7 protein-coding genes are annotated in these 12,653 nt (G+C 71.9%); 5 read left to right on the forward strand and 2 right to left on the reverse strand.

Annotated elements, in window-relative coordinates; all coding sequences use genetic code 11:
* Positions 1–242: 242 nt before the first annotated feature.
* Genes OCT49_RS32400 through OCT49_RS32420 form a run of 5 tightly spaced genes read left to right on the forward strand, consistent with a single transcriptional unit; the run spans position 243 to position 7,386 of the window.
* A complete protein-coding gene (locus OCT49_RS32400) occupies positions 243–1,400 on the forward strand; it encodes an ABC transporter substrate-binding protein (protein WP_283855353.1) in 1,158 nt (385 codons plus the stop codon).
* Between the two features lie 4 nt (positions 1,401–1,404).
* On the forward strand, positions 1,405–2,325 hold the full coding sequence (locus OCT49_RS32405; RefSeq protein ID WP_283855354.1) for a carbohydrate ABC transporter permease: 921 nt from the start codon (positions 1,405–1,407) through the stop codon (positions 2,323–2,325).
* Entirely contained in the window at positions 2,322–3,179 is an 858-nt protein-coding gene (locus OCT49_RS32410) for a carbohydrate ABC transporter permease (protein WP_283855355.1), read from the forward strand. Before OCT49_RS32405 ends, OCT49_RS32410 begins: the two co-directional genes overlap by 4 nt.
* The gene (locus tag OCT49_RS32415) at positions 3,176–5,209 is read left to right on the forward strand and encodes a beta-galactosidase (RefSeq protein WP_283855356.1); all 2,034 of its coding nucleotides are present in this window, start codon (positions 3,176–3,178) and stop codon (positions 5,207–5,209) included. Before OCT49_RS32410 ends, OCT49_RS32415 begins: the two co-directional genes overlap by 4 nt.
* Complete coding sequence (locus OCT49_RS32420; RefSeq protein ID WP_283855357.1) at positions 5,206–7,386, forward strand: MGH1-like glycoside hydrolase domain-containing protein; 2,181 nt, start codon at positions 5,206–5,208, stop codon at positions 7,384–7,386. The genes OCT49_RS32415 and OCT49_RS32420 overlap by 4 nt, the downstream gene beginning before the upstream one ends.
* 70 nt (positions 7,387–7,456) lie before the next feature.
* Here OCT49_RS32420 and OCT49_RS32425 read toward each other — a convergent pair whose 3' ends face one another.
* Together OCT49_RS32425 and OCT49_RS32430 are read right to left on the reverse strand one after the other, a co-directional pair.
* Entirely contained in the window at positions 7,457–8,461 is a 1,005-nt protein-coding gene (locus tag OCT49_RS32425) for a helix-turn-helix transcriptional regulator (RefSeq protein WP_283855358.1), read from the reverse strand.
* A 214-nt stretch (positions 8,462–8,675) separates the two neighbouring features.
* Complete coding sequence (locus OCT49_RS32430; RefSeq protein WP_283855359.1) at positions 8,676–12,446, reverse strand: S8 family peptidase; 3,771 nt, start codon at positions 12,444–12,446, stop codon at positions 8,676–8,678.
* Between the last annotated feature and the right edge of the window lie 207 nt (positions 12,447–12,653).

Here is a 12,653-nt window from a genome sequence, read left to right on the forward strand (position 1 = left end):
GGGGAGCGCCGCCATTCAGTGTTCTGAATACAGAATTAGGCATTCAGGCTCCAGGAGGCAAGAGTGTCAACACGGCCCACCCGACGGGTTGTTCTGGCCACGGGTCTCGCTATCGCGGCATCGTCACTGGTCGGCGGATGTGCCATGGGGGGCATGGGCGGCGGGGCCGCCCGTGACATCGGCGGCGGGAAGAAGGAGGGAGGGGCAGGGTCGGCGGGAAGATCACCGTCTGGTCGTGGGACGTGGCCGCCAACGCCCTGAAACGCCTCGCCCGCGCCTTCGAGGACCGCCACCCCGGCGCCACCGTCGACGTCACCGACATCGGCTACGACAACGCCGCCGACAAGATCACCGTGGGTCTGCGCGGCGGCTCCGGCCTCGCCGACGTCCTCACGATCGGGGGCACCCAACTGCCCCGCTACACCGGCAACTTCCCCCAGGGCTTCTACGACCTGAGCAGCCTCGGCGGCCGCTACGGGGGCGACTTCGACCGCGCCTCCTGGCGCACCGTCACCGGCCCGGACCGCGAGGTCTTCGCCCTGCCCTGGGACATCGGCCCCTGCGCGCTCTACTACCGCAAGGACCACTTCCGCGCCGCCGGGGTCGACCCGCGAAAGCTCCTCACCTGGGACGACTACGTGGAGGCGGGCGTCCGCATCAAGAAGGCCACCGGTCACAAGCTGCTCATCATGGACACCACCGACACCGGAATCCTGTCCACACTCCTCCAGCAGCAGGGCCAGGCCTACTTCAAGAACGGCCGGGTCGCGGTCGACAGCCCCGAGGCCGTGAAGGCCCTCACCCTGATGAAGACCCTGCACGACCGGGGCCTGATCGACTACGAGAAGGGCTGGAGCGGACTGGTCACCGGCACCAAGGAGGGCAAGGCCGCCACCACCCCCACCGCCGCCTGGTGGACCGGCACCCTCACCGGGGAGATGCCGGAACTGAAGGGCAGGTTCGGTGTGGTGCCCCTGCCCGGCTTCACCCCCGACGGCCCCCGCACCTCGAACGAGGGCGACTCCACCCTCTGCGTCCCCGCCCAGAGCAAGAACCCCGAACTCGCCTGGGCCTTCATCGAGTTCGTGCTCACCGACCGGGCCAACCAGGTCTCCATGCTCAAGCGCGAGGGCCTCTTCCCCGCCTACCTGCCCGCGCTCGAGGACCCGTACCTGAGCGCCGGACAGGAGTACTTCGGCGGACAGCCGGTGCTCGACGTGTTCGCCCGGCTCGCCCGCAACATCCCGCCGGTCGAGTACACCAAGGACGACGCCAAGGCCGTCGACATCATGGTCTCCGCCGTCACCGGGGTCACACTCCGCGGCAAGGACCCGCGCGCCTCCCTGGAATCGGCGGCACGGCAGATCGCCGCGGCCACCGGCCGCGAGAGGACGAAGTAGCCCGATGGCCGTCACCGCCACCCCCGAACGGCCGGCCGCCCCCGCCCGGGCCCCGGCCCGCCGCGCCCGGCGACGCCCCACCGCCTGGATCTTCGCCGGGCCCGCCGCCGCCCTCTTCGCGCTCTTCTTCGCCTACCCGCTGGGCGCGAGCCTGGTGCAGAGCTTCACCACCGAGGAGGCCGGAACCACCCGCTGGGCCGGACTCGACCAGTACCGGCGGATGCTCGACGACCCCGTCTTCCTGAAGTCCCTGCTCAACACCGGGGCCGTCCTCGCCGTCCAGGTCCCCGTCATGATCGGCCTCGCGCTCGTCCTCGCCGTCCTGCTCAACCAGTCCTGGCTGCGCTTCCGCGGCACCTGGCGCGCCATCTTCTTCCTGCCCGCCGTCACCACCCTCGTCGCGTACGCCGTCGTCTTCCAGGTGCTCCTCAAGACCGACGGCGGACTGGTCAACCAGATCCTCGGCTCCGTCGGCCTCGGACAGATCGACTGGCTCAACAGCCCCACCTGGGCCCGCATCTCCCTGATCGTCTCCCTGACCTGGCGCTGGACCGGCTACAACGCCGTCATCCTGCTCGCCGGGCTCCAGTCCATCGGCAAGGAACAGTACGAGGCCGCGGCGATCGACGGCTCCGGCACCCTGTCCACGTACGTCCGCGTCATCCTGCCGCAGCTGCGCCCCGTCGTCCTGTTCTGCGTGATCACCTCCACCATCGGCACGCTCCAGCTCTTCGACGAGAACTACGTCCTCACCCGGGGCGGCCCCGACGACGCCACCCTCACCCCGGTCCTCTACCTCTACCGGGTCGGCTTCCAACAGTTCGACTTCGGTTACGCCGCCGCCATCGCCTGGGTCGTCGTGCTCCTCATCGCCGCGGTCTCCGCCCTCCAGTACCTCGCCTTCGGAAGGGAGCGCCGCCGGTGACCGCCCTCCCGCAGGCCCCCGTGCGCGTCCACCCGGCCCGGCGCGCGGGCCGGCTCCTCGTCCGGCTGTTCCTCGTGGCCGGCGCCGTCGTCAGCCTGGTGCCGTTCCTCTGGATGGCGATCGCCTCGACCCACTCCACCTCGGAGCTGTTCCGCTCGCCGCCGCCCTTCCTGCCCGGCGGACGGCTGCTCGACAACCTCGTCCGGCTCCAGGACACCATCGGCTTCGGACAGGTCCTGCTCAACAGCGCCGCCATCGCCGTCGTCCACACCGTGTTCAGCTCGCTGATCTCCGCCATGTGCGGCTACGGCCTGGCCAAGTTCCGCTTCCGCGGCCGGGGCCTGCTGCTCGGCGCGGTGCTCGCCACGATGATGATCCCCTTCCAGGTCCTGCTCGTGCCGCTCTTCCAGATGATGGCGAGCATCGGCTGGATCGACTCCTACCAGGCCGTGGTGCTGCCCTTCCTGGTGAACTCCTTCGGCATCCTGCTGATGCGACAGAGCTTCGTGGACTTCCCCGACGAACTCCTCGAATCGGCCCGCATCGACGGCTCCGGCGAACTGCGCACTTTCTACCAGGTGGTGCTGCCCTGCGTACGCCCCCAGCTCGGCGCCCTGGTCATCTTCACGTTCATGGCGCAGTGGAACAGCTTCATCTGGCCGCTGCTCATGCTCAACTCCGAGGACAAATACACCGTGCCCGTCGCACTCAACACCCTCACCGGCCTCACCCGCGTCGACCACTCCGGCCTGATGCTCGGCTCGCTCCTCGCCACCCTTCCCCTGATACTCCTCTTCCTGCTCTTCCAGCGGCAGTTCGTCGCCGGACTCCTCGGCGGGGCGGTGAAGGGATGACCACCCTGACCCGCGTCCCCGGCATCCTCTACGGCGGCGACTACAACCCCGAGCAGTGGCCGGAGGAGGTCTGGGCCGAGGACGCCGCGCTGATGCGCGAGGCCGGCGTCACCATGGTGACCGTCGGGGTCTTCTCCTGGGCCAGGCTCCAACCGGGGCCCAACACCTGGGACTTCGGCTGGCTCGACCGGCTCCTGGACCTGCTGCACGCCCACGGCGTCGCCGTCGACCTGGCCACCGCCACCGCCTCACCGCCCGCCTGGCTGATCCGGGCCCACCCCGCCATCCTGCCGGTCACCGCCGACGGCGTACGCCTCGAATTCGGCTCCCGCCAGCACTACTGCCCCTCCTCGCCCGAGTACCGCGCCGCCGCGCTCCGCCTCACCCGGGCCCTCGCCGAACGCTACGCACACCACCCGGCCCTCGCCCTGTGGCACATCCACAACGAGTACGGCGACCACGTCACCGAATGCTTCTGCGCCCGCTCCGCCGACCACTTCCGCGGCTGGCTCACCGGCCGGTACGGCACGATCGACGAACTCAACCACGCCTGGGGCACGGCCTTCTGGTCGCAGCGCTACGGCACGTACGACGAGATCGAACCACCCCGCACCGCCCCGGGCCCCGTCAACCCGACCCAGCTCCTGGACTGGCGGCGCTTCTGCTCCGACGCCCTGCTCGCATGCCACCGCGCCGAGCGCGAGGCCCTGCGGGAGACCTCCCCGGACATCCCCGCCACCACCAACTTCATGTCGATGTTCAAGGCGCTCGACTACTGGAAGTGGGCCGAGCACGAGGACCTCGTCTCCGACGACGCCTACCCCGACCCCGCCGACCCGCGCGCCCACATCCACGCCGCCCTCACCTACGACCTGATGCGCTCCCTCAAGGGCGGCCGGCCCTGGCTCCTCCTCGAACAGGCGCCGTCCGCCGTCAGCTGGCGACCGGTCAACGTCCCCAAGAAACCCGGCCTGCAACGCCTCTGGTCCCTCCAGGCCCTGGCCCGCGGCGCCGACGGCATCATGTACTTCCAGTGGCGCGCCTCCCGCGCCGGCGCCGAGAAGTACCACAGCGCGCTCCTCCCGCACCGCGGCACCGCCTCCCGCGGCTGGCGCGAGACCGTCCGCTTCGGCGCCGAACTCGCCCGGCTCGGCGAGATCGCCGGCACCACCACCCGCGCCGACGTGGCGATCGTCCTGGACTGGGACTCCTGGTGGGCCCTGGAGGGCGACGACCACCCCTCCGCCCGCATGCGCTGGCCCGACCTCCTGCGCCCCTGGTACGCGGCGCTCCACGCCCGCGCCGTCGCCGTCGACTTCGTGCCCCCGCACGCGGACCTCGACGGCTACCGGGCGGTCCTCGCCCCCAACCTCCACCTGCTGCGGCCCGGGAACGCCACCCGCATCGCCGCCTACGTGCGCGGCGGCGGCCACTTCGTGTGCGGCCCCTTCAGCGGCGTCGTCGACGGCCACGACCACATCCACGACGGCGGCGCCCCGGGCCCGCTGCGGGACGTGCTCGGCGTGTCCGTCGACGAGTTCTGGCCGATCCCCGACGGCGAGGAGGTACGGCTCGCCTCCGGTGCCGGGGCAACCATGTGGAGCGAATGGATCGAACCCGGGGGCCCGGCCACCGAGACCGTCGACACCTACGCCTCCGGAGAGCTGACCGGCCGCCCCGCCGTCACCCGCCACCCCTACGGCACCGGCACCGCGTGGTACGTCGGCGCCCACCTCGGCACCGGCATCGCGGCCGTGCTCGACGAAGCGCTGCGGGCGGCCGGCGTACGTCCCGTGCTCGACGTCCCCCACGGCGTCGAGGCGACCGTGCGCACCGGCCCGCAGGGTACGTACCTCTTCGTCCTCAACCACAACGACCACGCCACCCGGACCCCACTGACCGGCCCCTGGACGACCGGCGGCACCGACCTGCTCACCGGCGCCGCCGTCCGCGACCGCATCGACCTCGGCCCGCTCGGCGCCGCGGTCCTGCACCTCACCACCGACTCCCCGGGAGAGACCGACAAGTGACCGCACGCAGATACCTCGGCGCCCTGACCGCGCTCCTCCTGGCCACGGGCACCCTCGCCGTACCGCAGACGGCCGCCGCCCGCACCCGCCCCGAGCCACCGCCCCCGTACGCCGACGTCCTCGACCTGCACGGCACCCCCACCACCGCACAGCCCGGCGACGGCGACGACAACAACCCCGTCACCGTCTTCGCCGACCGGGGCGCCTGGCACGCCTACGCCCTGCCCGAGGACGGCGACACCGACGCCTACGGCGGCTTCTCCGGGCCCCTCTACATCGCCCAGGAATACCCCTGGTGGCTCAGCAAGTCCTTCAGCCGCATCAGCCTCACCGAACACGGCCGCACCCTGGACCTGGCCGGTGGGGGCGAACCGCGCTTCACCTCGCTCCCGGGCCTGCTCCGCCAGTCCTACGACCTCGGCCGCGGACTGCGCCTCACCCTCGAACTCCGCTTCGCCACCGACCGCAGCGCCCTGGTGCGGGCCGAGGTCCGCAACACCGGCCCGGCACCCCGCACCCTGGGCGCCGAATGGACCGGCAGCCTGCTGCGCCCCGCCGACCGGCCGATGCGCGACGCGCCCTCGCTGACCGCCACCCGCTCGGGCGTCGGCGTCGGCTTCGCGAAGATCCGCGAGACCTGGGACTACCTCACCGACGGCACGGAACGCTTCGAGGTCACGCACGGGGAAGCCGTCCGCACGACGGTGGACGGCGACACGTACCGCACCGGGACGGTGCGACCGGTGACCCTCGCACCGGGCCGCTCGCACAGCTTCGACTGGACCGAGTCCTACACCTTCACCGCCGCCGAACACACCGAGGAGCGGGCGAGGGTCCGCGCCGTGCTGGCCCGCCCCGACGCCGTCGTCTCCGCGGCAGGCACCCGCTGGCGCGGCTACGTCGCCGGGGTGACCCGGGGCGTCCCGGCCGACCGGCGGCGCACGGCCGTCAAGTCGCTGGAGACCCTCGTCACCAACTGGCGCAGCGCGGCGGGGCAGATCAAGCACGACGGCATCACACCGTCGATCTCCTACAAGTGGTTCACCGGCGGCATCTGGGCCTGGGACACCTGGAAGCAGGCCGTGGGCACGGCACGCTTCGCCCCCGCACTGGCCGAGTCGCAGATCCGCGCCATGTTCGACTGGCAGGTCCGCCCGGACTCCGCGACCCGCCCGCAGGACGCCGGGATGATCCCCGACGTCATCTTCTACAACGACCCCTCGCGCGGCGGCGGCAACTGGAACGAACGCAACTCCAAGCCCCCACTGGCCGCCTGGGCGGTCTGGAAGGTGTACGAGAAGTCGGGGAACCGGGCGTTCCTGCGCGAGATGTACCCGAAACTCGCCGCCTACCAGTCCTGGTGGTACCGCAACCGGGACCACGACCGCGACGGCCTCGCCGAGTACGGTGCCACCGTCGACGCCGCCAACGACTCGCCCGAACAGCAGCGACTGGCCGCCGCCTGGGAGAGCGGCATGGACAACGCGCCCCGCTTCGACGCCGCCCTCGGCACCGCAGTCGTCGCCAACCGGGCGGCCGACGGAACGCTCCTCGGCCACTCCCTCACCCAGGAGTCCGTCGACCTGAACTCCTATCTCGCCGCCGACCAGGGCTACTTGGCGCGCATCGCGGGCAGGCTGGGACGCACCGCCGACGCCGCACGGTGGAAGCGGCGGTCCGCCGCCACGTCCGCCGCCGTCCGCACCACGATGTACGTCCCCGCGGACGGCTGGTTCCACGACATCGCGCTCGACACCGGCGCACCGCTCACGGCCCGCGGGCGCGGCATCGAGGGCGCCGTCCCGCTGTGGACCGGCACGGCGTCCGGCGCGCAGGCCCGTGCCGTGCGCGACCGACTGACCGACCCGGCGGAGTTCGCCACCACCGTCCCGTTCCCGACCGTGGCGAAGAGCTCCCCCCACTTCTCACCGACCGCGTACTGGCGCGGCCCCGTCTGGCTCGACCAGGCGTACTTCGCCCTCGGCGGCCTGCGCCGCTACGGCTACGACAAGGACGCGGACGTCCTGCGGGACCGGCTCGTCACCCGTGCGGCGGGCCTCGCGGGCGACGGACCGATCATGGAGAACTACGACCCGACCACCGGGGCGCCGCTCAACGCACCCGGTTTCAGCTGGTCCGCGGCCCTGTTGCTGCCGATCCTGACCGGGGACGAGTAGCCGGCGGGCGCCCCGCACCGGGGCCCGCGCACCGGGACACCGCTCGGCGGGCGCCCCGGTGCGCACGGCCTCAGCACATCCAGTTCCGCTGGGCGGCCTGCCACGCCAGTTGCATCCGGGTGGTCGCGCCCGCGAGGGCCATCATCGCCTGGACCCGTCGCTGCACGGTGCGCCGGCTGAGCCCCATCTGACTGGCTATCGCCTTGTCCGCGACGCCCGCCACGAGCAGCGACAACAACTGGCGGTCCGTCGCCGACAGTTCATGGTTGCCGGACGAACCGTCCGTGCCGCTGACCGTTCCGGACTCGCTCACATGGAGCGGCACCGCGTCCTCCCAGTAGCGCTCGAACAGGGCGACCAGCGCCTCCAGCAGACTGCTGCCGCGGACCAGCGCCGTGGTGGGCTCCTCGGTGCTGCCGCTCGGCCCGCCGGGGACCAGGGGACAGATGGCGATGGACCGGTCGGCGACCGCCAGCCGCAGCGGAAGGTCCGGCACCGCACGGGCCGTCTCTCCCGCCCGCATGCCCCGCACCACGTTGGCGACGGCGCCCGAGTCGTCGAAGAACGCCCGCTCGTACAGGACGCGGTAGCGCACCCCGCGCGCCAGGGCGTCGTACTCGGCCTCGTTGCTCCCCGACGGCATGGCCACGTACTGGGCCTTGCAGAACCACAACATCTCGTGGCGCGTGTCGTCCTGGATCCGGCGCAGGTGCTGGCGCAACGCCTCGGCGCCGGTGATGACTTCGATGAGCTGGTCGGGATCCCGGCGGCGCCGGGTGCGCCGATAGGTCTCCAGCAGATCGGTGACCGCCAGGCGCGCGTGGTCCAGGGCGTCGGACTGCTTCTGGAGATGGGGCAGCAGGGCGACGTCCGGGGGAGTGGCGGCGAAACTGCGGGGCGCCCGGTCGGTTGCGCTGACCAGCCCTTTCTCGGTGAGCACCGTCAGTACCCGTTCGACCTCCGCCGTCGCCAGACCGGACTGTTCCGCGATCTCCTCCGCCGAGGCGGTGAGCAGGGTGACGAGAAGCCGGTACACGGTTTCCTCGGCCGGGGCGAGCCCCACTGCTTCCAGCATCGTGATCCTTTCCGCCCCCGCCGAACGTGCGGCGAGCGACGGAACGGCCCGGTGGGAACGGCGGGCTACAGGGACGCGCCGGGACGACCAGCGGTGGGCAACCGCACTATACGCCCCGGACATGTCCGGACCGGAAGGGGAAAGCGGCGGGCACGGAGGATTTGACCGCCTCCGTGCCCGCCGCCCTTCGTGCCCCCCGGGATCCGTTTCCGGCCTACCTGTCGAGCCCGTAGGCGCGTTCCACGGTCTGCCGGATCTTGTTCCCGGCGCTGTCGGTCGCCGTGACCCGCAGCGTCACGAACGTGTCGCCGTGGGTCCGTTGCGGCCGGCCGACGGCGGCCGTGAAGCGGTTTCGGCCGTGGTTCTCGGCCCGGACCTCCTTCGACCAGGTCCTGCCCTCGTCGTAGGAGACCGCCACCCGGACGGAGACGCCGCGCGGTGCGGGCAGCCCCTCCTGGTTGCGGACGATCAGGCCGACGGTGTGACCGCGCCGGGCGGTCACGGTGTTGTGCTCGTCGACCGGTACGTCGTAGTCGAGCTGGAGCAGCGGAAGCACCGTCTTCTCGGCGGCGGTGTCCGAGCGGAAGGACCAGGAGGTCCGGGTCCGCGTGCCGAACCGCCACTCGGGGGAGACCCGGGAGGCCGACACGTCCAGCCGGTAGTCGGCCTTGCCGGGCGCCACCTCGAAGTCCTCCCAGGCGTCCGTGGCGTCGGCGATCTTCTTGCCGTCACGGAACAGGCCGACGGAGACGGTGTCGCCCTCGTCCTCCTCGCCGCTCGTGCCGAAACCGCCGCTCAGGGCCTGCGACCAGTGGCCCGTGCCGGAGTCGTTGAACTCGGGGACGCGGAACGAGAGGACGTCGTGGGAGCGCACCGACGGTGTCGTGGTGCCGCGCGGGACGGACGGCCGCACCACGGCCCCGAACCAGTTCTCGGCGGGCTGCCTGCCGGGCCGGTAGGTCCGCAGGGAGTCGCGCATCCCGGTGAGCAGGGGCGTGTCGACGTAGAAGACGAGCGCGTTGTTCACCACGTGCAGCCACTGGGTGTCGCCGGCGCTGACGTACTCGGTGCGCTTCGCCCCGGTGGGCACGTAACGGCTGTACTGGTTCCAGAAGAAGTCCTGGTAGGGGCGGCTGCCGAAGCGCTGTTCGCTCGCCCAGGGAACGCCGCCGGTCTCGGTGTACGTGGAATCCACGACGGCGCTGTTGCGGTCCGAGACGGTGTGCACGACGCGTTCGGGTACGCGGTCCCGGGACACCTGCATCACGTCGTACAGGTACGGGCTCCTGGCGGTGCCGGAGAACGCCACCGGGGTCCTGCGGCGCTCGACGTGCTTCAGCAGGGCCTCGCCCTCGGCCGAGCGCACCCCGAAGGCGGGCAGGGGAAGACGCTCGCCGTCCGGGGTCCACCGGCTCCAGGCGTAGTGGCCCGGGGGGTATACGAGCATGAGTCCGGCGGCCCCGGCGTCGGACGCCGCCCGGGCGAGCTCCGCCGCATGGGTGACGTCGCTCCTGACGACCGCGAGCCTGCCGCGGACCCGGCGCAGATCGGGGGCCTCGGAGGTTCCGGCGTCGACGGCGGTCAGCCGGCTGCCCCTCGCGTCGAACAGCGGCGAGTCGTCCATGTAGTACGGGGTGAGGGCGAGCCGTGACCCGGGGACCCGGGCCTCCAGCAGAGGGGCGACGAGCTGCCAGCGGGAGGCGAACTCGAAACGGCCCTCGGTGACCTTCGCCGTGGGGCTGACGTGGAGCCGCTTGGCTATGTCGAAGTACATCACGCCCTGGATGAGGCTGTGGCCGTCTAGCTGACGGTACGTCTGATAGCTGACGATGCCGCGCTGTTCGGCGGGACGGGGCGTGCGGATCTCCACCGGGGTGGTCCTGCGGGCGTCCAGCGTGACGGTCATGTCCTTGGTGACCTTCACCTCGGGCAGGACGATCTCGCGCAGTTCCTGGCCGTCCTCGGCGTCGTTCAGCAAGGAGTGGCTGAGCTGGTAGGTGCCCTCCTCGACCTCGGCGACGGCCGGGCTGGTGCTGAGGTAGCTCTCGAAGCCCGCGGCGCCCCAGATGACCGGCAGGTCGGGGACGGGCTTCCCCTCGTGGTCGATGACGTTCACGGTGATCCGGTGCCTGGGGCCGTGGACCGAGAGGCTCGCCGTGGTGTGGACGGTCGTCCTGCCGTCGGTGGTGGAGGCGTTCACGTATCCGTAGTAGTCGCCCCGTTCGACGACCGACGGGTCGACGTGCAGGGAGACCTCGGCCGTGGCGCCGGGGGCGACGCGGACCGAGTCGGCGCCGAGCCGTACCGCCCCCTCGGCGATCTCACGACCGCCGGTGGTGGCGAGCCGGAGCGTCAGGCCGAGGGTGAGCTCGGAGTCGGAGGTGTTGGTGTACCGGATGGTGGTTTTCCGGTCCTGCCCGTCGGTGCCGCCCGTCACGTAGGAGCCGAGCGCCACGGTCGCGGTCGCGGTGACCGGGGCGAAGGCGGCGGCCGCCAGGTCGACGCGTCCGCCGCCCTGTTCGGTCACCTGCTGGCCGGGCACCGGACGGGCGGTGCTCACCAGCGCGTCCTTGAGGCGCGTGGCGTCCCAGTCCGGGTGCTGCTGGGCGAGCAGCGCCGCGGCGCCGGCCACGTGGGGGGTGGCCATGGACGTCCCGGAGGACGCGGTGTAGTCGGCGTCCACCGGGTCGCCCATGGTGGTCCCCGCCGCGCGGGCCGCGACGATGCCGACACCGGGCGCGGTGACGTCGGGCTTGGCCACCCCGTCGCTCAGGCGCGGTCCACGGCTGGAGAAGGGGGCCAGCGAGTCGTCGCGGTCGACGGCGCCCACGGTGAGCGCGGCGTCGGCCGCTCCGGGCGAGCCGATGGTCTGGCTGCCCTTCTCGCCGCTGTTCCCGGCGGCCACCACGAACAGGGCGCCGCTGCTCTCCGTCAGCCTGTTCACCGCGAGGCTCATCGGGTCGGTGCCGTCGGTGGGGGCGTCCGAGCCCAGGCTCATGTTGACGACCCGGGCGCCGCCGGCCGCCGCCCACTCCATGCCGTCGATCACGGCGGACTCGCTGCCGTAGCCGTCGTCCCCGAGGACCTTGCCGATCATCAGCTCGGACCGGGGCGCCACGCCCTTGCGCTTGCCGCCGGAGGCCGCTCCGGTGCCGCCGACCGTGGACGCGACATGGGTGCCGTGCCCGAAGGCGTCGTTGGTACCGGCACTGCCGGAGAAGTCCTTCGCGGCCGTGGCCCGGCCGGCCAGGTCCGGGTGGTCGAGGTCCGCGCCGGTGTCCAGGACGGCGACCTTGACGCCCTGGCCCTGGTAGCCGGCGTCCCACGCGGCGGGTGCGTTGATCTGCGCCGTGCTGCGGTCGAGCGTCGGGCGCACCCGCCCGTCCAGCCACACGGTGGCGTCGGTGGCCTCGAGGGTGGAGGGCGACGTGCCCGAGTCGTGGGCGAGTTGCTTCCAGAAACGGCCCAGGTCCTTGTTGCCGATGTGCAGCGAACGGGCGTTGATGCTGTCCAGCCGGCGTGCGGGAGTCGAGTCGTCGTTCAGCGCGGACAGGGAGTCGAGGGCGGAGACCGATGCGCCGGGCGGCCGGGAGACGATCAGCGGAAGGGCGTCGGTGTGCGCCTCGTCGTAGCCCTGCGCGAGCAGCCCGGTCACGTCGAAGAGCCGCCGGTCGACCTTCCCCGAGAAGATCGGGGTGATGGCGTCGGAGGGCAGGACGGACAGGGCGCCGTCCTCCTCCGTGGTCCGGAAGACGATGTTCTTGCGGCCGGGGCCGGGCTGGACGGAGGCGACCTTCTTGCCGTCGGGACCGGCACTGACGGTCACCCGGTCACCCGTGATCAACCGCACCGTGGCGCCCGGGTCCGCCGGGGCCGAGCGGACGGGGCCGTCCTGCGCCGGGGAATCGGCGGAGACCGGCGCCATTGCGCCCGCGGTCAGCAACAAGGCCGTCGGTGCTGCCGCCAGGAGGCGGGCACGTCTCATTTTTCCAACCCTTCTTTCGGTACGACTGGAAGCACGCTGTCCGAAAGAATCAGGCAGAGCCGGAAGGGCTGTCACGGCTTCCCGGTGTCGTCGTTGTGACATGTCCCAACGACGACACCCCGGACCCGCGGGAGCATCCACCGGGCAGGTACCGGGAGTTGTCTTACGGACCGGTACCGGAAGGTGTGGGCCGAAGACCGGGGCGTC

It is taken from the genome of Streptomyces sp. ML-6, from assembly GCF_030116705.1.
In the GTDB taxonomy this organism is placed as follows: domain Bacteria; phylum Actinomycetota; class Actinomycetes; order Streptomycetales; family Streptomycetaceae; genus Streptomyces.

Bases quoted from the DNA above. Each gene is read 5' to 3' on its own strand.
- OCT49_RS32405 (WP_283855354.1), top strand. From the start codon at position 1,405: ATGGCCGTCACCGCCACCCCCGAACGGCCGGCCGCCCCCGCCCGGGCC.
- OCT49_RS32415 (WP_283855356.1), top strand. From the start codon at position 3,176: ATGACCACCCTGACCCGCGTCCCCGGCATCCTCTACGGCGGCGACTAC.
- OCT49_RS32425 (WP_283855358.1), bottom strand. From the start codon at position 8,461: ATGCTGGAAGCAGTGGGGCTCGCCCCGGCCGAGGAAACCGTGTACCGG.
- OCT49_RS32430 (WP_283855359.1), bottom strand. From the start codon at position 12,446: ATGAGACGTGCCCGCCTCCTGGCGGCAGCACCGACGGCCTTGTTGCTG.